Annotated in this window: 21 protein-coding genes; 4 read left to right on the forward strand and 17 right to left on the reverse strand. The window is 63.9% G+C overall.

All coding sequences use genetic code 11. From position 1 onward, the window contains the following. Nucleotides 1–37: 37 nt before the first annotated feature. The 4 genes from mutM to GC119_RS02810 are packed head-to-tail and all read right to left on the reverse strand — an operon-like array spanning nucleotide 38 to nucleotide 2,406. On the reverse strand, nucleotides 38–970 hold the full coding sequence (mutM, locus tag GC119_RS02795) for a bifunctional DNA-formamidopyrimidine glycosylase/DNA-(apurinic or apyrimidinic site) lyase (protein ID WP_151952389.1): 933 nt from the start codon (nucleotides 968–970) through the stop codon (nucleotides 38–40). Then, a complete protein-coding gene (gene rnc / locus GC119_RS02800) occupies nucleotides 970–1,680 on the reverse strand; it encodes a ribonuclease III (protein WP_151952390.1) in 711 nt (236 codons plus the stop codon). The genes mutM and rnc overlap by 1 nt, the downstream gene beginning before the upstream one ends. Nucleotides 1,681–1,684: 4 nt before the next feature. Continuing rightward, entirely contained in the window at nucleotides 1,685–1,888 is a 204-nt protein-coding gene (gene rpmF, locus GC119_RS02805) for a 50S ribosomal protein L32 (RefSeq protein WP_019174811.1), read from the reverse strand. Nucleotides 1,889–1,890: 2 nt separating this feature from the next. Beyond that, nucleotides 1,891–2,406, reverse strand: a complete 516-nt coding sequence (locus tag GC119_RS02810) for a YceD family protein (RefSeq protein WP_070777585.1) — start codon at nucleotides 2,404–2,406, stop codon at nucleotides 1,891–1,893. 237 nt (nucleotides 2,407–2,643) lie between these two features. Here GC119_RS02810 and GC119_RS02815 point away from each other — a divergent pair, with 237 nt between their 5' ends. Together GC119_RS02815 and GC119_RS02820 are read left to right on the forward strand one after the other, a co-directional pair. Then, nucleotides 2,644–3,633 (forward strand): DUF808 domain-containing protein, encoded by a 990-nt coding sequence (locus GC119_RS02815; RefSeq protein WP_151952391.1) that lies wholly within the window; start codon nucleotides 2,644–2,646, stop codon nucleotides 3,631–3,633. Then, nucleotides 3,630–4,445: an aspartate dehydrogenase domain-containing protein gene (locus GC119_RS02820; protein ID WP_151952392.1), complete on the forward strand. Its 816-nt coding sequence runs from the start codon at nucleotides 3,630–3,632 to the stop codon at nucleotides 4,443–4,445. The genes GC119_RS02815 and GC119_RS02820 overlap by 4 nt, the downstream gene beginning before the upstream one ends. A 2-nt stretch (nucleotides 4,446–4,447) precedes the next feature. On the opposite strand, the gene GC119_RS02825 is transcribed toward GC119_RS02820, so the two are convergent. The 6 genes from GC119_RS02825 to thiL are packed head-to-tail and all read right to left on the reverse strand — an operon-like array spanning nucleotide 4,448 to nucleotide 11,517. After that, nucleotides 4,448–5,641, reverse strand: a complete 1,194-nt coding sequence (locus tag GC119_RS02825; protein ID WP_151952393.1) for an MFS transporter — start codon at nucleotides 5,639–5,641, stop codon at nucleotides 4,448–4,450. Beyond that, a complete protein-coding gene (gene coaD / locus GC119_RS02830) occupies nucleotides 5,641–6,126 on the reverse strand; it encodes a pantetheine-phosphate adenylyltransferase (protein WP_151952394.1) in 486 nt (161 codons plus the stop codon). The genes GC119_RS02825 and coaD overlap by 1 nt, the downstream gene beginning before the upstream one ends. After that, nucleotides 6,123–6,692 (reverse strand): 16S rRNA (guanine(966)-N(2))-methyltransferase RsmD, encoded by a 570-nt coding sequence (gene rsmD, locus GC119_RS02835; protein ID WP_151952395.1) that lies wholly within the window; start codon nucleotides 6,690–6,692, stop codon nucleotides 6,123–6,125. Before rsmD ends, coaD begins: the two co-directional genes overlap by 4 nt. Continuing rightward, nucleotides 6,689–8,782 (reverse strand): ATP-dependent DNA helicase RecG, encoded by a 2,094-nt coding sequence (locus GC119_RS02840; RefSeq protein WP_151952396.1) that lies wholly within the window; start codon nucleotides 8,780–8,782, stop codon nucleotides 6,689–6,691. The genes rsmD and GC119_RS02840 overlap by 4 nt, the downstream gene beginning before the upstream one ends. Next, complete coding sequence (locus tag GC119_RS02845; protein WP_151952397.1) at nucleotides 8,779–10,419, reverse strand: DAK2 domain-containing protein; 1,641 nt, start codon at nucleotides 10,417–10,419, stop codon at nucleotides 8,779–8,781. Before GC119_RS02845 ends, GC119_RS02840 begins: the two co-directional genes overlap by 4 nt. 21 nt (nucleotides 10,420–10,440) lie before the next feature. Beyond that, entirely contained in the window at nucleotides 10,441–11,517 is a 1,077-nt protein-coding gene (gene thiL, locus GC119_RS02850; RefSeq protein WP_151952398.1) for a thiamine-phosphate kinase, read from the reverse strand. A 44-nt stretch (nucleotides 11,518–11,561) separates the two neighbouring features. Here thiL and GC119_RS02855 point away from each other — a divergent pair, with 44 nt between their 5' ends. Next, nucleotides 11,562–12,044 (forward strand): DUF3515 domain-containing protein, encoded by a 483-nt coding sequence (locus tag GC119_RS02855; protein WP_151952399.1) that lies wholly within the window; start codon nucleotides 11,562–11,564, stop codon nucleotides 12,042–12,044. A gap of 158 nt (nucleotides 12,045–12,202) precedes the next feature. On the opposite strand, the gene GC119_RS02860 is transcribed toward GC119_RS02855, so the two are convergent. From GC119_RS02860 to leuC, 7 genes are all read right to left on the reverse strand, one after another. Next, a complete protein-coding gene (locus GC119_RS02860; protein ID WP_151952400.1) occupies nucleotides 12,203–13,309 on the reverse strand; it encodes a D-alanine--D-alanine ligase family protein in 1,107 nt (368 codons plus the stop codon). Nucleotides 13,310–13,317: 8 nt separating this feature from the next. After that, nucleotides 13,318–13,845, reverse strand: coding sequence for a YbhB/YbcL family Raf kinase inhibitor-like protein (locus GC119_RS02865; protein WP_070573571.1), 528 nt, complete (start codon nucleotides 13,843–13,845; stop codon nucleotides 13,318–13,320). Between the two features lie 47 nt (nucleotides 13,846–13,892). After that, entirely contained in the window at nucleotides 13,893–14,897 is a 1,005-nt protein-coding gene (locus GC119_RS02870) for an NAD(P)H-dependent glycerol-3-phosphate dehydrogenase (RefSeq protein WP_083304089.1), read from the reverse strand. Then, nucleotides 14,894–15,664: a lysophospholipid acyltransferase family protein gene (locus tag GC119_RS02875; RefSeq protein ID WP_083304090.1), complete on the reverse strand. Its 771-nt coding sequence runs from the start codon at nucleotides 15,662–15,664 to the stop codon at nucleotides 14,894–14,896. The genes GC119_RS02870 and GC119_RS02875 overlap by 4 nt, the downstream gene beginning before the upstream one ends. Then, nucleotides 15,661–16,980 carry a UDP-N-acetylglucosamine 1-carboxyvinyltransferase gene (murA, locus tag GC119_RS02880; protein ID WP_070573575.1) on the reverse strand — a complete coding sequence of 440 codons (1,320 nt, stop codon included), beginning with the start codon at nucleotides 16,978–16,980 and terminating at the stop codon, nucleotides 15,661–15,663. Before murA ends, GC119_RS02875 begins: the two co-directional genes overlap by 4 nt. A 160-nt stretch (nucleotides 16,981–17,140) precedes the next feature. Then, complete coding sequence (gene leuD / locus GC119_RS02885) at nucleotides 17,141–17,746, reverse strand: 3-isopropylmalate dehydratase small subunit (protein WP_151952401.1); 606 nt, start codon at nucleotides 17,744–17,746, stop codon at nucleotides 17,141–17,143. Nucleotides 17,747–17,758: 12 nt separating this feature from the next. Continuing rightward, entirely contained in the window at nucleotides 17,759–19,162 is a 1,404-nt protein-coding gene (leuC, locus tag GC119_RS02890) for a 3-isopropylmalate dehydratase large subunit (RefSeq protein ID WP_070573579.1), read from the reverse strand. Nucleotides 19,163–19,269: 107 nt separating this feature from the next. Here leuC and GC119_RS02895 point away from each other — a divergent pair, with 107 nt between their 5' ends. Next, nucleotides 19,270–19,989, forward strand: coding sequence for an IclR family transcriptional regulator (locus GC119_RS02895; protein ID WP_070573581.1), 720 nt, complete (start codon nucleotides 19,270–19,272; stop codon nucleotides 19,987–19,989). Nucleotides 19,990–20,015 lie beyond the last annotated feature (26 nt).

Consider the following 20,015-nt stretch of genomic DNA (forward strand, 5'->3'; position numbering starts at 1 on the left):
CGCGACAGCCGGCCGAGCCCGCAGCAGGCTCGGCCGCTCAGCGCAGCCGCTGGGGCTTCTGGCAGGCGGGACACCAGTGGGATGAGCGTCCTGCGACGGCGCTGCGCCGAACGGTCGCCCCGCAGCGCGTGCACGGACCACCGGCTTTTCCGTACACTCCGAGGCTGCGGTCGAAGTAGCCGGATTCGCCGTTGACATTGACATACAGCGAATCAAAGCTCGTTCCACCGGCTTCAATGGCCCGGGCCATGACTTCCCGAGCGGCGCGCAGAGTGTTTTCGATCCTGCTGATGCGCAGCCGGTCGGTGCGGGCGGCGGGGTGGACTCTCGCGGCGAAAAGCGCCTCGTCAGCGTAGATATTGCCGATTCCCGACACCAGACTCTGATCCAGCAGAGCCGCCTTGACAGCAACGCGCCGCCCTTTGAGCGTGCGGGCAAGGGCGGCCGCGTCGAAGCCCTCTTCAAAAGGATCCGGTGCAATCCGGGCCGCGGATGCTGCGACCAGACGCGGCGAACCAATCCCTGTCACAAGCGGTTCCAGGCCAATATGGCCGAAGATCCGCTGATCGACAAAGCGCATCTGCCACTGGGTCCCATCGGCTGAGCGCATGTCGAACACGGCGCGCGTGTGCCGGTGCATGGCTTCTGCGGCGGTGTGGATCCTCACCTGCCCTGACATGCCGAGGTGGAGGGCCACTGCCCAGCCGGACGGCACCTCGGCTGCGGAGTCGGGAAAGACGGTGCCTGCTGCCAGGGGCAGCCACATGAACTTGCCTCGGCGGCACGCCCCTTCGACAAGAGCTCCGGGCACAGCCGCAGTCAGCCTGTCAACGGCGGCGGGCTCGACAGTGCGCTGCGATGTTGTGCCCAGAATCCGCGGGTCGAGCACCCGCACCGCTTCTATCCGCGAACCGACCGCCCACGGTTCAAGCCCGGCACGGACGTGCTCGACCTCGGGCAGCTCCGGCATCAGGCGCGGGACCAGTCGGGGTGTTTGGCCCGAATCGCCTTGACAGCGGCTTCTGCTGCAGCGAGTTCGGCATTCTTCTTCGACGTGCCCTCACCGCTGCCCCACGTGGCTGTGCCCAGGCGGGCGTGCGCTGTGAAGACACGCGCGTGGTCGGGGCCCTCAGAGGTGATGTCGTAGGCAACAACCCCAAGGTTCAAGTCTGCGGCAGCTTCCTGCAGGGTGGTTTTGTAGTCCATGCCGGCGCCGAGGTTGACGGCGTCATCGAGCATGGGGTCGACAAATCTGTGCACGAGGTCTTCCGCCGTCTGCCGACCCTGGCTGACATAGCAGGCGCCGATGATCGCTTCGCCCGTGTCGGCCAGAATGGAGTCCTTGTTCCGCCCGCCGGTGAGCTCTTCCCCTTTGCCCAGCAGCAGATAGTCGCCTATCCGGTACTGGCGGGCCACGGCTGCCAGGGCGCGGGTGTTGACGACAGCGGAGCGCATTTTCGCCAAACGCCCTTCGGCCATCGCCGGATTGTTGTGGAAGAGCCATTCGGTGGCCACCAGCTGCAGCACGGAGTCGCCCAGGAACTCCAAACGCTCATTGGTGGGGATGCCGCCGTTTTCAAAGGCGTAGGAACGGTGTGTGAGTGAAAGACGAAGCGTCTCGAGATCAATGTCGATCCCGAGACGCTCGTTGAGTTCACGCAGATTCTGCGCTTGAGTCATAGTGTCAGGCGTCAGCGACCTTACGTCCCTTGTATTCAAGGAACAGCGGGTTGCCGTTGGAGTCTTCCACCAGCTTTGCGTGGTGGGGGCGCGAGTACACAACGCGACCGTTCTCCACAGTCTTGACCAGGCCGGGGACCTGAGCCTTCCACTGCGAACGACGGTGGCGGGTGTTGCTGCGCGACATCTTACGCTTCGGAACAGCCACGTCTAGCTCTCTTTCTTCTCTAACTGATGTTTCAGTGCCGCGAGGCGATCGTTGACCGATCCCGCTTCTTCGTCTTCGGGGAATTCGCCGACGGTGTACGTGAATTCACCATCGTCGTCGGAGTTCACCGGGTTGAGCGGAAGCGCCATCACGACTGCATCGCGGATGAGCGGTTCGAGGTTGATCTTATCGCGTTCAACGGCGTAGGAGTCTTCATCTTCTCCAAGTTCGTAGACGAAAAGCTCCTGGACGTCGACCGACAGCGGCAGTTCGAGATCCTCGAGCGTCCGCGCGTCCTGGCCTTTGGCCAGGGCTTCGAAGGTTCCCGAGGCATAGATGCCGTCGACAACGCTTTCCAGCCGCAGACTGACCCTGAGTGGATCCCCTTCCGGGACGCCGATCATTTCGTTCCGCAGATCCTCAGGGGCGGCAACGGTCTCTTCGACGTCCGTCCACGCGCCGGGCTTGTCGGCAATGCCGAGCTTCCGCAGGTCGAGCTGCAGATCTTTGCGTTCCACGGCTCTTCCCCTTTCGCGTTTCCCAAGCGTCGATCACCGTCGAAATCAGTGCGCCCCTGATGACACACAGCGCTCTATCATAGTCCAGTCCGCCACGGCCGGGCAAATCACCTGCGCACCGTGCAGATAGAGCCCTTTGCACACTGTTCTGTGCTCTGTCGCCGCGGCATCGGAGTGGCCGCCGGCTTCTGCCCGTAGAATCGTTCTGACCCGCATTTCAACAGTGAGGACCCTCCTATGGCCGGTGGTCTTGCCGCCCTTCTTGACGATGTTGTCGCACTCTCGCGCGCAGCCGCCGCATCCATCGACGACATCGGTGCGGCCGCCGGGCGCGCTTCGGCCAAGGCCGCCGGCGTTGTCGTCGACGACGCCGCTGTGACTCCGCGCTATGTCGACGGCTTTTCACCGGCCCGCGAACTTCCCGTGGTGTGGAAGATCGCCCGCGGGTCGATTATCAACAAACTGGTGTTCATCCTGCCTGCGATTATGCTGCTCAGCCAGTTTGTCCCCTGGGTGCTCACCCCTCTGCTCATGATCGGCGGGCTCTATCTGAGCTATGAGGGTGCCGAGAAGCTGTGGGAGCTCGCGCTGGGCCGTTCGCAGGCGAAGGAAGCCCCTGCGGTCGAACGCGGTCCCGAACAGGAAAAGCAGATTGTCCGCGGCGCTGTGCGCACCGACTTCATCCTGTCGGCCGAAATCATGGTCATCGCGCTGTCCACGGTTGACCACATGGGCTTTTGGACCCGGCTTATCTCACTCGTTGCAGTCGCGCTGTTCATCACCGCTTTGGTCTACGGTGTCGTCGCCGTCATTGTGAAGATGGACGACATCGGCCTGCACCTGGCGCAGAAGCCGACAACCGAAAAGCTGGGACTCGGCATTGTGAAGGCCATGCCGATTGTCATGAAGACCCTGTCGATTGTCGGCGTCATCGCCATGCTGTGGGTGGGCGGACACATTCTGCTGGTCGGCATGCACGATCTGGGCTTCAGTCCCCTCTATGAGTTCGTCCACGCCTGTGAAACAGCTGTCGCCTCTGCGACCGGAGCATTCGGGGCCGCCCTGGGCTGGCTGGTCAACACGTTCTTTTCGGCAGTTTTGGGTGCAGCAGCCGGCACGGTCGCCTTTTGGGCTCTCTACCCCGTGCTCCACAGAAAGGGCGAGGCGAATGCCGACGAAGACGACGCTGAGGCAGCCGGGCACGACTCTGCGGGGCGGACACAGTGAAAGCGCTGCTCATAGGCATGGGCACCATCGCCAACGACATTCGGAGTCTGCTTGAGAACCGCGCCGTTGAGCTGTGCGGAGCCGTCGTCCACCGTGACACCGACCGTGAGGCCGATATCCCGATCTTCAGGCAGGAGCGCCTGGAAGAGGCTGCTGAACGAGCCGATGTCATCGTTGAGTGCGCTGGTGGTGCCGCGGTGCGCGCCTACGCCCAGCGGATAGCCGCGATCGGCAAGCCCTTCGTGCTGACCAGTGTCGGAGCCCTCGCCCACCAGCCGACTGCCCAGGCGCTGCTGGACATGCCTGACCTGGTGGTCACCAACGGCGCGATCGGCGGTTTCGACGTGCTGCGCTCGGCTGCTCTGCTCGGTTTTGACCGTGTGTCCATCACCACCACGAAAAAAGCGCCGACCCTCATGCAGGACTGGATGAGCAAAGATGAGCGCACTCGGCTGGCGCAGCTGCCGGCGGGGCAGACTGCGCGCGTGTTTGACGGCGACCCGGCAGAGGCGATTGAGAAGTTCCCCTCGAACCTCAACGTGGCAACAGCGCTGGCATGGGCAACCGCCGAAAGAGATCTCTCCGACGGCCGTATTTCGCCCGAGTCCCTGCGAACCTCGCTGGCCAGGGTGCGCGTTGAGCTGATCGGGAATGGATCGGATGATCCCACCTTCCACGACATCGAAGCGGCAGGACCCGCGGGTGACTTCACCTTCCGCATCTCCAGTGCGCCCTCACCGCACAACCCGTCGACGAGTGCACTCACTGCCATCTCGATCGTGGGCGACCTGCTGGACCTGGCAGGCAGATGAGCTTAACGGTCAGACGCCTGGGCTGATTGCGGGCGCGGTGCCCGCATTGTGAGTCCTGCCGCCAGCACCAGCACCGAACCGGACAGGAAGAAGATCGCACCGACCCCGGCCAAGGATGCCACGGCAGATGCCGCAACCGGCATGACCACCTGTGACAGCCGATTGCCCGCCAGGCGAATCGCCATGACAGCCGCCCGGTTGCCAGATGCCGCGAGCATCGACACCCACGTCATCGTCAGCGGCTGAGTCAGCCCGAAGGCGAAACCCGACACCACCATAATGAACACCAAAAACGGCACCCACACCCACAGCGGTATGGCAAAAACCGTGATCCCGGCAGCCAACGACGACAACCACAGCAGCAGCATCGAATCGAACCGAGCCGTCAGAGAACCCATAACAGCACGCGACACAATCGTGGCTATCGTGCGCACCGTGATGAGAGCGGTGACCACGACAACAGACAGGCCGTGTTCCTCTCCGATGACCGGCAGATAGGCGCTCATCAGATCAATGGCGGCCAGGGTGGCCATGGAGGCGAATATTGCGGACTTCATGCCCGGAGTGCCCAGAAGCGTCAGCGGCGGAACCGCGGCAGCTTTCGCCTGGGCCTTGGCAACCCGCTCGGCGGCGGGACGGCGCATGACAACAAGCACACAGGGGAACGCAAGAACCGCGAGCGCGCACATTGCCCACAGCCCCGCCTCGGCATTCGGGCCGTCACCACTGCTCGCCCAGGCAGCGACAGCCCCCGCCAGCGGCATGCCGAGCGTCTGCCCAATCGACACACCCAGCGTGAGAGTGCCGAAACGAGAATTGAGCTCTCTCGGACCAAAGGAAGCCGGAATGAACGCCTGCGACGACACCGTCATGAGCAGCTGTCCCAACCCCAGAAGCATCGAGAACAGCAGGAGAGCCGGTATCCCCGAACACAGTGCGGCACCAGCCAAAGCTGCAGTACAGGCAGCCGTACCCACCCAGAGGACAGGCACGTACAGGCCGCGGTCCACAAGCCTGCCGACCGCAAGTGCTGCAAACAGCGGAACGAACGAATAGGCCGTGACCATCAGACCGACGGCAAAAGCATCCCCGCCCTCAGCCAGGGTCTTATAGGACACCATGACCTTTGCGGCATTGAACGTGCCGTGCAGAAGGACCGTGTGGAGAACGAGCCCGAAAAACCAGCCTGGGCGCACTACTTGTTCTTCAGAGAGTCAAGCGCTGTGAGAACGGGGCTGGGCACCATAGATGAAACATCTCCGCCGAGTGCGTGCACTTCGCGGATGAGCGACGACGACACGTGTTCCAAACGCGGCGAGCCGGGCAGAAAAATGGTCTCGATATCCCCGATCTCGCTGTTCATCCGCGCCATCGGGAGCTCATAGGCATAGTCGGTGCCGCCTCGTATGCCCTTGACCACACCAACTGCGCCCACTTCGCGGCAGTAGTCGACCAGCAGACCACCGGGCACATCGTCAATTGTGAGATTGTCAGGCCCGCCGGCTTCGGCGAGAGATTCGCGGATCAGCCGGACCCGCTCGGCAACGGGAAAGGTGCCGGTCTTATTCGGATTGTGCACAACGGCGAGCACAACCTCGTCAAAAAGCTTTGCCGCACGCAGCGCCACATCTATGTGTCCCAGGGTGATCGGGTCGTAGGAGCCCGGGCAGACGACCTTCATTCTCCGCTCCTCTCAACAAGCCACAGCGCGGTTTCGCCGTGAAGAGACTTCGCGTACACGCTAAGACTATGCGGCAGCCGGGGCCGAGGCGAACGTGCGCTTCGCTCTATGACAAGAAGCGAAGCATCGTCTTTCAGCAGCAGCGCGGCAGTTTCGAGCAGCTGGGCGAGCTCGGACTCCCCCAGCGGATAGGGCGGGTCGGCGAAGATGACATCAAAGCGCTCGTCTGAACCCGCAAGGGCTTCGACGACCGGCTGGGCGGCGCGCACCTGCACGGAACACACATCTTCAAGATCCAGCATGCGAATGTTCTTCTTCACGACCTGGGCTGCCTTGCCGGCGCGCTCAACAAACACGGCCCGGGCGGCACCCCGGGAGATCGCTTCGAGGCCCAGGGACCCAGAACCGGCGAACAGGTCGAGGACGTTTGAGTCGACGAGCATTCCCAGGGAGTCCAGGCGGGCGAAAAGGGATTCGCGCACCCGGTCAGATGTGGGACGGGTATCAGACCCAGAAGGGGTGTCGATCCTGCGCCCGCCCAGCTGACCTGCGATGATGCGCGTCATGACACCTCCATGAGGTCATCGCCCACAAGGCCGTCAACATAAGCGTGCAGTTCGGCAGTGCCATCCGGGTGAGCGTCCATATAGGCGTGCGCGGCGGTGCGAGCCGCAGCGACAATACCCTCGTCGCGCAGAACCCGCAGATAGCGCAGCGAACTGCGCGAACCCCACTGGCCGCGGCCCAGAACATCACCTTCGCGGCGGTTGTCGACATCGTGTTCGGCAATCCGGAAGCCGTCCAAGGTGCTGGCGACCGTGGTCAGTCGCTGCACAGCCTCGTCGTCGGTGCTTCGGGACGTGACGAGGAAGCAGATCGCCTGCTGGCCGTCACGGCCGATCCGGCCTCGCAGCTGGTGCAGTGTGGCCAAGCCGAAGCAGTCAGCGTCGAGGATGACCATGGCGCGGGCCCGGTGGACGTCCACGCCGACCTCGATGACGGTTGTCGAGACGAGAACGTCAATGTCACCGGCGGTGAACTCCGCCATGACGGCGTCCTTGTCCTCCTGCGACATCTGCCCGTGCAGTGCTTCAATCCGACGGCCTGCCAGCCGAGGAACAGAGTTGATCGCAGCCAGCGCCGAATCAATCCCGAACAGCTCTGGGTCGTCTTCAATCCTGCTGACGACAACATAGGCCTGCAGTCCCAACTCGACGTGCTCGGCCACAACCTCCCACACCCGGGAGATCCAGTGCGGATGGGTGCCCAGAGCGACAACGTGAGTTGCGATCTTCTTCGGCCCGCCCGGCATGTCCGTCAGAGTGGACACGTCGAGGTCACCGAAGACCGTCATGGCTACCGTCCGCGGGATCGGAGTTGCGGTCATGACGAGAGCGTGCGGGATGACTCCCCCGGCTTTTGTGCGCAGAGCTTCGCGCTGATTGACGCCGAAGCGGTGCTGTTCGTCGATGACAACCAGGCCAAGGGCCGCGAAGATCGTCGTTTCCGACAGCAGAGCGTGAGTGCCGACGATGATGTCGATCTGCCCGCTGGCCAAATCCAGCAGGGTGGTGCGCCGCTGAGCCTGCGGTGTCGAACCTGTCAGCAGCGCAATCCGCACCCCTTCAGCACGCGAGAAAAGGGTGTCATCGGTGCGCAGCTGACCGAGCATGCGGGAGAAGCTCTCAAAGTGCTGTGCCGCGAGAACTTCCGTGGGAGCCATAATCGCCGCCTGCCGACCGGAGTCAACCGCCTGCAGCATTGCCCGCATTGCCACGAGAGTCTTACCCGAACCGACGTCACCGTGCAGAAGCCGGTTCATGGGCGAATCCGAATCGAGATCGCGCGAGATCTCCGTGCCCGCCCGCCGCTGCGATTTGGTCAGCGACCACGGCAGGGACTCATCGAAAGCGGCCAGCAGCCCGTCGACCTTGCCGGGCAGGCGAACGGACTGTTCGGCCTTAGCCCGCTGCCGCCGACCGTAGAGTTCCGCCTGCAGAGCAAAGGCCTCTTCGAAGCGAAAGCGCGCCATGGCTTCTTTCACATCGGACTCGCTGCCGGGACGGTGAATCATGGTGAGGGCCTGGCGAAGACCGGGCAGGCCGTGGTCGGCGAGCACTTCTGCGGGGATGGGGTCTGCGAAGTCTTCTGGGCCGAGGGCATCGAGGACGGTGCGGATGGTTTTTGCCAGCCGATCGGATGCGAACTGTTTGCTTGACCGGTAGATGGGGATGGGATTTTCGATGTCGCCGCGGTCGATGTAGTCCTCGTGTCCCAGCCAGCGGGGATTCTGAATCTGCAGGGAGTTTCGGTAGACCTTGATGTCGCCGGTCAGGACCATGCGAGTGCCGGTCTTGAGCTGTTCTGCGAGGTATTTCTGGTTGAAGAAGGTCGCAGTGATCTTGGCGTGTTCGTCTGCCAGTGTCACTTCGGTGATGGTGCCGCGCCGGTTGCGCATGGGCCTGGTGTTCACCGATTGGATGGTGGCGTAGACGATTGCTGTCTGCCCAGCCTCCAGTCGACTGATTTCGGTGACGGTGCCGGGGTGGATGTAGGTGCGCGGGAAGTACCGCAGCAGTTCGCCGACCGTGCTGACGCCCAGCTTGGCGAGCGCTTTTTCATCACGGCTGCTGACGAAGTCTGTCAGTGTTGTCATTCCACACCCACATCAGCGCAGACCCCGCTGAGGTCAGAATCGAAGATTTCGGCTTCCGCCTGCGGGTAGGTGCTGCGGACGGCGGCTTCTATCGCCCCCCGCATGTGCGGAGCTGCCTGCTGGCCGTAGCTGATGGTGATGAGTTCGGGGTCACCTTCTGGGGCCAGACGCGCAATGGCCTCGACGATGGCAGCTTCCGGAGTGTGTTCAATGAAGAGGATGCGGCCCTCGGACAGGACCAGCACATCGGTTTTCGAATACACCAGCGGGCCGGCTGCGGACTGTCCGGCAAAGCACAGCCTGCGGATGTCGATTCCAGCCGCATCGGCCATGTCGTCTGCGACTTCGGCGGCGTCTGCGTTCGGGTCGAATACCGCCAGTGCGCTGACCATCGAAATGGGACTGCCGGTGGTGATCGCGTGAACCCCGTCAGCGGCTGCGGCGTTGATGGCGGCTTGCCCTTCGGGGCTGTCGGCAACGAGCACCGTCGTGTTGCCGTCGGAGACAACGTCAAGCAGGGTGTGAGCTTGTCCGCCGCGGTCCAGCAGGACGGCGACCGCCCCTGTCAGCGCGGCCCGCAGCATGAGCGGCGCTGTGGAAACCGCAGCCGCTGCGCGCAGCGGCCCGTGGTCTGCGCCATTCACCAAGTCTTCCGCGCGCAGCTGCGCCAGCCCGTACTGTTCAACCTCGCGCAGAACGCGCAGCGCGTGGTCTTCATTCTTCACGTGCACGTGCACCATGGGCCACGAAATGACAACCGAGCGGGCATCAGCCTTCGCGAGAATGCGCTTGAGAGGGCGTGTTCGATCCTTGCTGTCGCTGAGTGTGAACACGAGTTCCAAAGTGTCGGCCCCAGCGGCAGCCTGCCCCGCGGCACCGGCCCCTCGGGCACTGGCAGCACCGTCCTCGTGCGGCCTGCACCCCAGCTCTCCGCTGGTGACTTTCGGCGGGACTGCCGTCAGATTCGCGGTGGGACTGGCGGCTTCGCCGACCGCTCCCCCGGTGACGGTGAGGTACAGCAGGTCGAAGATCTCAACAATTCCGGTGGCGCCGGCGTCGACGACCTGCGCCTGACCGAGCACGTCCAGCTGCCCCGTTGTGTCCCGCAGCGCGGCAATCGAGCAGGCCCGCACCGCCTCAATCTGCTCAACCAGTCCCGCACCCCTATCAGCCTGTGCGCGGGCGGTTTCAGCCATTGCGTGCAGCACCGTCAGCATTGTGCCGTGGGTCGGTTCGGCAATCGCATCCTGTGCCCGCTGTGCGGCCAGTTCAATTGCCGAGGCAAAGCGATCGGGCGTGAGACTGCCGTCGGCAAGCTGCGCCTGACCGAGCTCGTCGGCCACTCCCCGCAGGGCCACAGCCAGGATGAGACCCGAATTGCCCCGGGCACCGCGCAGCGCACCGGCGGCCATCGCCTCGACCACTTGGGGAAGAGTCGCCGACCCGTCGAGGGCTTCAACTGCACTGTAAGCGGATTTCACGGTCGCGTACATGTTCGAACCCGTGTCACCGTCAGCCACCGGGAACACGTTGATGGAGTCAATGCTGTTGCGCTGGCGGCGCATCCGATCCACTGCCTGCCGCGCCCAGCGGGCAGCCAGCAGTCCGCCCAAGCGCATGCTGTTGTCGTTTGCCATGTCCGTTTCCGCCAAGCCGTGTCAGAAGTGTCGATAGGCGCTGTCAGCTGCCGAGCGGGTGCCCACGAGGACATCCGGCTGGCCTTCTTCGCACGCGCCGATTCGCGTCCACCCTACCGGAGCGGAGTCGGCTGGGCCGCAGGCGAGGAAACCATGGTCTTCCCCACCGCCGAGCACCCATTCGCGGGCGACTTCCGGGGTGCCCAGGTGCTGTGCTGCCGGCAGCAGCGGCTCAGCAAGTCGCTCAACAGCGGCTTCATCCAAGCGGATGCGCACACCGGAGGCTCGGGCAACGCGGCCCAAGTCGCCGACCAAACCATCCGAGGCGTCGATCCCGGCTGCCGCCCACCTCGCCAGGTCCCGCACCGCCGCATAATCAGGGCGAGGCGCCAACTGCACCTCGATAAACGGGTCGAGCCGGAGGTCGTCTCCCAGCCGCACTCCGGCAAAGAGCAGAGCGAGTCCCGCAGCCGCCCAGCCGACGGTTCCGGCAAGGAACACATCGTGGCCGGGCTCGGCCGCAATCCGTGTGACCGGGGTCAGGCCCCGGTCGAGAAAACCCAGTGCCGTCACAGTCGAGGTGAGACAAGCCGAAGACGACAGGTCTCCCCCGATTACAGAAGCTCCGCCTCGTGCGGCTTCGTCAGCCAACCCCTGCGCCAACAGGCGGACCGTGCTGACGGGGGTGTCATCTGGGGCTGCCAGAGCCAGCAGCAGACCGTGCGGCTGCGCACCCATGGAGCAGATGTCGGCGAGGTTCTGTGCGGCGGCTTTCACGCCCAGTCTGTAGGGGTCGAACCATTCGGGCAGGAAGTCAGCACCCTCGGTGAGGATGTCGACGCTGGACACCAGATTTCCTTGCGCCCGGGACACGGCGGCGTCGTCGCCGGGGCCGACGACCAGCCCGGAGGCAGGTTCCGACGCCTGCCCCAGAACCGAGAAGATCTGGTCGAGAACCCCGTCTTCGCCGACATCGCTCAGGTTCAGATCTGCAGGGTCAGGACTGCATTGGGACGCGGAGCCAGAGCTCGCGACGTTGGCTGTGCCGTCGCTGGTCTCGGGTTCGGCGGACCCCGGATGGTTCGGCTTGCTGGACATGGGCCTCAGCCTAGTGCGAAACGGCGGGCGATACCCTTAATGACATGGTTTTGAGGAAGCTCTCCGCCGCAGCCATCGGCCTTTCGACGGTTGTCGGGCTGGCGGCGTGTGCGCCGGTTGTCGTCGTCGAACCGCAGCCGCACGCAACTGACCCGGCCTGTGCCGACGTCATGCTGCGACTGCCGGAAGTCATCGGCGAACACGAGAAGCGCCGCGCGTCTTCCCAGGCCACAGCCGCGTGGGGTGACCCAAGCGCCATTGTTCTGCGCTGCGGCGGGGAAATGCCCGCCCCGTCGACCGACCACTGTGTGCGCGCTGACGACGTCGATTGGGTCTCCCGCGAAGGCGAAGGAGACACGTGGACTTTTGAATCCTACGGCCGCAGCCCCTCCGTTGAGATCACGCTCGACACCACGCAGGCTGCCGGCGCTGAGTCTTTGTCGGCTCTGTCAGCTGCCGTCAAGCAGATCGAAGCGCAGCGCGAATGTGTTGGAGCCGAGGACGTAGGCGGCAAAGCCGAAGGCTGAGGCTCTTTGCCCAGCCCACCGCGCCCAAATCTGCTGGTCAGGGGAAACATTGCGGCGAAATCGCACGGATCGCCTCAACCTTCGCCCTTATCAGCAGAACCTACTGTGGCGAGCAGAGGCGGGAGCACTCGTCTGGGCCCACTCCCCCGGCCCAGCTTTCACCGCCGGTCGACGTCGACGAGCGCGATCTCGATAAGCCGTGAAATGAGTTCGGAGTAGCTCACCCCGGACTTACCCATCATGTGCGGATACCCCGATGTCGGGGTGAAGCCCGGCGACGTGTTGATCTCATTGACAAGCACGGTCCCGTCGGCTTGCACAAATGTATCGACCCTGGTCAGTCCGGAGCACTCAAAAGCGCGGAACGTGGCTTCTGCGATGTCCTGCACGGTGCGAGCGGCGTCATCCGGGATGTCTGCGGGAGCCTCGAGGCGGACATCGTCCGCGGAAAGGTACTTGGCTTCGAAGTCGTAGAATTCGTGGTCCCCGGAGATGACGATCTCACCCGGCACGGACGCGGTGAGTTCGTCGTCCCAGTGGGAGCCCAGAACCGCGCACTCGATTTCACGGCCGTCAATGCCGGGTTCGACAATGACCTTGTGATCGTGTTCGAAGCCCTCTTCCATAGCCGCGTCGAGGTCTTCGGCGGACCCGACTTTGCTGATCCCGACAGAGGATCCGGCCCGAGCCGGTTTGACGAAGACCGGCAGCCCCAGCTCAGCTATCCGCGCCCGCACCCCGGCGGGGTCATCTGCCCACTGTTTCGCGGTCACGGTCTGCCACTCAGCCGTGGGAATCCCAGCCGAACGCAGCACGGTCTTCATGAAGTGCTTGTCCATGCCCGCGGCCGAGGTGAGCACACCGGGTCCGACAAAGGGAACGCCTTTGAGCTCCAGCAGTCCCTGCAGCGTGCCGTCTTCGCCGAACTGACCGTGCAGCACGGGGAAGAAGACATCGATCTCACCAAGATCTCGAACAGCGCCGTCGGCGGTGCGCTCAAGCAGCGAAGCACCCTGCGTGGACGGCGACACGAAGACAGCCGAACCGTTCTCTTCGACTTCTGGCATTGCGCCGTCGGCAAAGCTGAAGGCGGTCGGGTCTTCGACCGTGACCCAGGTGCCGTTCTTGGTGATGCCGATGGGCACGGGACGGTACCTGTCCGGGTCAAGGGCGCCGATGACGCCGGCTGCGCTGACGCAGCTGACCGAGTGTTCACTGGAACGACCGCCGAAGAGAACGGCGACGGTGGTGCGCGGGGTGCTCATAGGGGCTCTCAGAGTTCGTAGTGCGTTTCGATCCAGGCGCGCCCGATCGACTTGAAGAAGATGTTGAAGCCGACGAAGGCCGGTGTCGCGTTTTCGTCAACGCCCAGCGGCTCCGACAGAGCGTGGACGATGAAGAAATACCGGTGAGGACCGTGGCCTTCGGGCGGTGCGGCCCCGACAAAGCGGCGGTCACCGGCGTCGTTGCGGACCGTGACTGAGCCTGCTGGCATAAGCCCCGCCTCGGGATTTCCGGCATCGGCCGGAAGCGAGGTGACGGTTCCGGGAATATCGGCGACAGTCCAGTGCCAAAAGCCGGATCCGGTGGGTGCATCCGGGTCGTAGCAGGTGACGGCAAAGGCCTTGGTCTCTTCGGGGAAGCCGCTCCACGAAAGCTGTGGAGATACGTCTTCGCCGCCGTCAACGCCCATGAGCCCGGAGGCCTGAGCCTGCGGAAGGCGCTGCCCTTCGGCTACATCGGTGCTGGTCAGTTCGAAACGCGGTACGTCGTTGAGCCTGGCAAAAGGTGAGTTCGGCATTGTTCCTCCTCTGTTGGGCTTGCGCGGCCAGCCTATCCGCCCGGCCTTCAGATGCTCTGTGATTCGTCTTTGCGCTTGCGGGCAAGGAGCAGGCCTGCGACATCGTCAACGTGCAGGCGCCCGTCGATGACTGCGGACACAGCCTGTGTGATGGGCAGGTCGACGTTGTGTGCTGCGCCGAGTCCCAGCACCGCGGGGGCTGACTTGACGCCTTCGGCGGTCTGCTTGGTCTTTTCTGCGGCTTCTTCGACACTGAGGCCTTCGCCCATCAGACGGCCGAAAGAGCGGTTGCGCGACAGGGGTGAGGCACACGTGGCAACGAGGTCGCCCATTCCGGCAAGACCGGCCAGAGTGTGCGCCTGTGCTCCCATCACCAGACCCAGACGGGTGATTTCCGCCAGGCCGCGGGTGATGATCGACGCCTTCGAATTGTCGCCGAGCCCCTGACCGTCGGCAACGCCGACTGCCAGCGCGATGATGTTCTTCACGGCGCCGCCGAATTCGACTCCGACAACATCGGAGTTCGTATACGGGCGGAAGTAGGAGTTTGCGCTGCGCCGGGCGATTTCCTCCGCGTTTTCAGGGCAGGAGCACGCAACAACCGTCGCGGTCGGCTGATGTTCGGCGATTTCACGGGCCAGGTTGGGTCCAGACACCACGGCGATCTGCTTGTCGTCAAAGCCGGTGACTTCTGCGATGACCTGGCTCATGCGCAGGCCGGTGTCCAGTTCGATGCCCTTCATGAGGCTGACGATGATCGCGCTGGGCCGAATGTGGTCTTTCCACTGCTGAAGGTTCTCCCGCAGCGACTGCGCGGGAACGGCGAGCACAACGACTTCGGCATCGCGCAGTGCTTCCACGGGGTCGCTGGTGGCACTGACCCGATCGTTGAAGCGAATGCCCGGCAGGTACTTGGAGTTCGTGTGCTCTTCCCGCAGTTCGCGGGCAGCCTCTTCCGAACGCGCCCAGACAGTCACGGGGAACCCCGCGTCGGCAATCACACCGGCATAGGTTGTTCCCCACGATCCGGCGCCCATGACGGCTGTTGTCACGCTTTCCTCCATTCAAGTGCAGTGCGGAACCGATCGGGCACTGCCTCTCCGCGCAGATCGGCCAGCTGAGAGGCGATGCGAGCGGTGATGTGCTCGGTCAGCGACACGACGTTGTCCTGAGTGTCAGGGACGCTTTCGGTGACGATCGGCTCGGAGAAGTCTACGGTCATCACGCGGCCTGGTCCAAGCTTCGGGCGCAGAGATTTGCCCGGCAGCGCATCCTGCACACCCCAGTGGGCAGCGGTGATGATCGGCGTGCCCGTCTGCAGGGCCAGCCTCGCGGTGCCGGACTTCGACGGTCCGGGCCACATGTCGGGGTCCTTTGTGTGGGTGCCCTCGGGATAGATGGTGACTGTTTGGCCAGCGGCGAGAGCAGCTTTTGCATACGCCAGGGAGTCCCCTGCCTCGCGGGACCCGCGGACCACCGGGATCTGGCCCAGAGTGCGGGTCAGCAGTCCCACGGGGAACGTGAACAGGGTGTGTTTGGCCATAAAACGCGGCAGCCTGCCCTGGTTGTATATGGCCACGCCCACGACCAGCGGGTCAAGGTTCGACTGGTGGTAGGAGGCGATAATGAGCGGACCGTCCTGCGGGATGTTTTCGGCACCGCGGACGGCGATCTTTCCCAGGGGGCGGAGAGCTCCGCGCACCACAGGAGCGAGAAGTGACGCCCGCCGGTGCTGGCGCTGGGTCGACTTCGGGTCGTAGGAGACTTCGAAGCCGAGGCTTCCCCTCGGTTCACCCCCGCTGCTTTGGTCTTTGCTCACGACAGGCTCACCTGGGCCCCCAGGCCGCCGAGCTTGGCGATGAAGTCTTCGTAGCCGCGATTGATGATCTCGATTCCGGACACTTCTGACCGGCCCTCGGCGGCAAGCGCGGCAATGATGTGGGAGAACCCTCCGCGCAGATCGGGCACGTCGATGTTTGCGCTCTTAAGCGGTGTGGGCCCGTAGATCACAGCGGAGTGGCGGAAGTTGCGCTGTCCGAAGCGGCAGGGTGTGCCGCCGAGGCATTCACGGTACAGCTGGATCTGCGCGCCCATTTTGACAAGCGCACCCGTGAATCCCAGCCGGTTTTCGTACACGGTTTCGTGCAGGATCGACAGACCGGTGGCCTGTGTGAGTGCTACGACGAAGGGCTGCTGCCAGTCGGTCATGAAGCCCGGGTGGACCGCTGTTTCCAGTGCCAGCGACTGCAGGCGCCCGCCGGGGTGGGTGAACCGGATGCCGTTTTCCTTCACTGTGAACTGCCCGCCGGCTTTGCGGAAGGTGTTGAGGAAGGTCAGCATGCTGGGCTGGTCTGCGCCTTCGACGAAGATGTCGCCGCCGGTTGCCAGAGCCGCAGAAGCCCACGATGCCGCTTCGATCCTGTCCGGCAGCGCCCGGTGGGTGTAGCCGCTGAGTGAGTCGACTCCCTCGATCCGAATGACCCGGTCTGTGTCGACCGAGATGATGGCGCCCATTTTCTGCAGAATGGCCACCAGGTCGAGGATTTCGGGTTCGACAGCGGCGTTTTTGAGCTCGGTCAGGCCCTGGGCGCGCACCGCGGTGAGCAGCACCTGTTCTGTTGCGCCCACCGACGGATAGGGCAGTTCGACTTTGGTTCCGGCAAGTCGAGTGGGTGCGGTGAGGCTGATGCCGCCTGCGGTCTTTTCGATCTGCGCACCGAAAGAGCGCAGAACGTCGAGGTGGAAGTCAATGGGCCGGTCTCCGATTCGGCAGCCGCCGAGGTCGGGAATGAAGGCGCGTCCCAACCGGTGCAGCAGCGGACCGCAGAAGAGAATCGGGATGCGCGACGAGCCCGCGTGGGCGTCGATGTCTGCGACTGATCCCTGTTCGACGCGCGAGGGGTCCATGCGCAGCTCTCCGTCGGGGCGGTCACCGTCGGGATGCTGGGTGACGCTGACCCCGTGGAGTTCGAGAAGTCCGGTGACAATGTCGACGTCGCTGATTCGCGGCACCCCGCGCAGCGCCGATGGCGTGTCCGCCAGAAGACTGGCCACCATCGCCTTGGGCACCAGGTTCTTTGCGCCTCTGACGCGAACGGTGCCTGTGAGCGGATTGCCGCCGTTGACCTCGAGCATGTTCCTCCTGTACTTCTGCGTATCAGCCGGACTCTATGCTATCCGGTACGGCTGAGGCCCAGGACCTTCAGTGGGTGTCGGTCCTGGGCCTTGCGCGTTTGGTGCTCTCTGCCCTGCCCTGTCTGGCCTGCCCGTCGTCTGAAGCGCAGCTGCGCCCGGGTCAGTCTTCCGTGCGGGCCGGCAGCGTCAGCGGCTTGTAGCTTGGCCGCTGTGCTTCAAAAGCGTCGATTGCGTCGGCATCGCGCAGGGTCAGGCTGATGTCGTCGAGGCCTTCCATCAGCCGCCAGCGGGTGAAGTCGTCAATCTGGAACGGCACCGTGACGGTCTCAGCCGACACGGTCTTCGTTTCGAGGTCTACCGTGACTTCCGCGTTCGGGTTGTTGTCGATGACCTTCCACAGCAGTTCGATGTCGGACTGTTCAAGCTGTGCTGCGACGAGGCCGTTTTTGCCCGCATTGGACCTGAAGATGTCGGCAAAGCGGCTGGAGAGCACGGCTTTGAACCCGTAGTCTTTCAGCGCCCACGCTGCGTGTTCGCGGCTGGAGCCCGTCCCGAAGTCCGGCCCAGCGATGAGCACGGATCCACCCGAGAACGGTTCGCGATTGAGGATGAACTCGGGATCTTTGCGCCAGTGGGCAAACAGTGCGTCGTCAAAGCCGGTCTTGGTCACCCGTTTGAGGTAGACCGCCGGGATGATCTGGTCGGTGTCGACGTTCGAACGGCGCAGCGGTACGCCGATCCCGGTGCGCTTGGTGATCTTCTTCACAGCTTTCCTCCCTCAGTCCAGATCCGCCGGGCTTGACAGTGTTCCGCGCACCGCGGTCGCGGCGGCTACGAGCGGGCTCACCAGGTGGGTGCGTCCGCCCTTGCCCTGACGCCCTTCGAAGTTGCGGTTCGAGGTCGATGCACAGCGTTCGCTTTCTGCCAGCTGATCAGGGTTCATGCCCAGGCACATCGAGCAGCCTGCAAAGCGCCACTCAGCGCCGAAGTCGGTGAACACCTTGTCCAGCCCCTCCTGTTCGGCCTGCAGGCGGACACGAGCCGAACCGGGCACCACGAGCATCCGAACCTCAGGGTCTTTGGTGCGGCCTCGGATGATGTCGGCGGCACCTCGGAGGTCTTCAATCCGGGAATTCGTGCACGAGCCCAGGAAGACCGTGTCCACCCGAATGTCCCGCAGCGGTATGCCGGGTGTCAGCCCCATGTATTCGATTGCGCTTTCGGCGGCGAAGCGCTCGGTTTCGTCAGCAATTTCGGCGGGGTTGGGCACGGAAGCCGACAGCGGCAGGCCCTGCCCGGGGTTGGTGCCCCACGTGACGAACGGTTCGATGTCTTCGGCTTCGAGGACGACTTCGGCATCGAAGACGGCGTCGTCATCGGTGCGCAGGGTCTTCCAGTATTCGACGGCTTCATCCCAGTCTTTGCCTTGTGGGGCGTGCGGGCGGCCCTTGATGTAGTCGAAGGTTGTCTGGTCGGGCGCGACCATTCCTGCGCGAGCACCCGCTTCGATAGACATATTGCAGATGGTCATGCGCGCTTCCATCGACAGCTTTTCGATGGCCTCACCGCGATATTCGAGGATGTATCCCTGCCCCCCGCCGGTGCCGATCTTGGCGATGATCGCCAGGATGATGTCCTTTGCGGTCGATCCTTCCGGCAGTTCGCCGTTGACGGTGATCGCCATGGTCTTGAACGGTTTGAGGGGCAACGTTTGGGTTGCCAGGACGTGCTCGACTTCCGAGGTGCCGATCCCCATGGCAATCGATCCGAATGCTCCGTGGGTCGAAGTGTGGGAGTCACCGCAGACAACCGTCATTCCCGGCTGGGTCAGACCGAGCTGGGGTCCGACCACGTGCACGATGCCCTGTTCGGCATCGCCCAGGGAGTGCAGGCGAATGCCGAACTCTTCGGCGTTTGCCCGCAGGGTTTCGATCTGGGTGCGGCTGGTGGGATCGGCGATCGGCTTGAAGATGTCGAGCGTTGGGGTGTTGTGGTCCTCCGTCGCGATTGTGAGATCGGGACGGCGCACGGGGCGTCCGGCCAGGCGAAGGCCTTCAAAGGCCTGCGGCGATGTCACCTCGTGGACAAGGTGGAGGTCAATGTAGATGAGATCGGGGTCTTGGCCCTCTCCGGCTTTGACCGTGTGGTCATCCCACACTTTTTCCGCAAGCGTCTTGCCCACAGTGCGCGTCCTTTCGCATCGGCTTTCCCTGATGTGGCTTTCACTGTACGAGCGAATGTCCAAGCATCGGACTTGCATCTTGAATCCTGAGACGCTTGAATAGTGGCATGAGCAGTCAATCCGGAAGCGGCGTCGGTGTTATAGACAAAGCATCGGCCGTTCTAGCCGCACTCGAAGCCGGGCCCGCCTCGCTGGCAGAACTTGTTGCGCTCACAGGGCTCGCCCGCCCGACAGCGCACCGCCTGGCAGTCGCGCTGGAATACCACCGTTTTGTCGGCCGCGACCTCCAGGGTCGGTTCATCCTAGGCCCCCGCCTGACCGAACTTTCTTCAGCCGCCGGCGAAGACCGCCTGCTGGCTGCAGCCGGGCCGATCCTCGCCCAGCTGCGCGACCGCACGGGCGAATCAGCTCAGCTGTTTCGCCGTCAGGGCGATCTGCGCCTGTGTGTTGCCGCTGTTGAGCGCCCCGTCGGTCTGCGCGACTCGGTTCCGGTTGGAGCGACCCTGTCGATGCGCGCCGGCTCTGCCGCCCAGGTGTTGCTCGCGTGGGAAGAACCCGACCGCCTGCACTCCGGTCTGCGCGGGGCGCGCTTTTCTGCCACCATGCTCTCCGGTGTTCGCCGGCGCGGCTGGGCGCAGTCGATTGCCGAACGCGAACGAGGTGTCGCCTCCGTTTCCGCGCCCGTCCGGGGGCCGTCAAACCGGGTTGTTGCCGCAGTGTCGATTTCCGGTCCGGTTGACCGTCTGACGCGCCAGCCCGGTCGTCTGCACGCACAGTCTGTTGTTGAAGCTGCGCGCGCACTGACAGAAGCTCTCAACCGCGCCTGAGCTTGGCGGGCGATACTGCTGATTCG

This window comes from Brevibacterium sp. Marseille-P9724, assembly GCF_902500275.1.
Classification (GTDB): domain Bacteria; phylum Actinomycetota; class Actinomycetes; order Actinomycetales; family Brevibacteriaceae; genus Brevibacterium.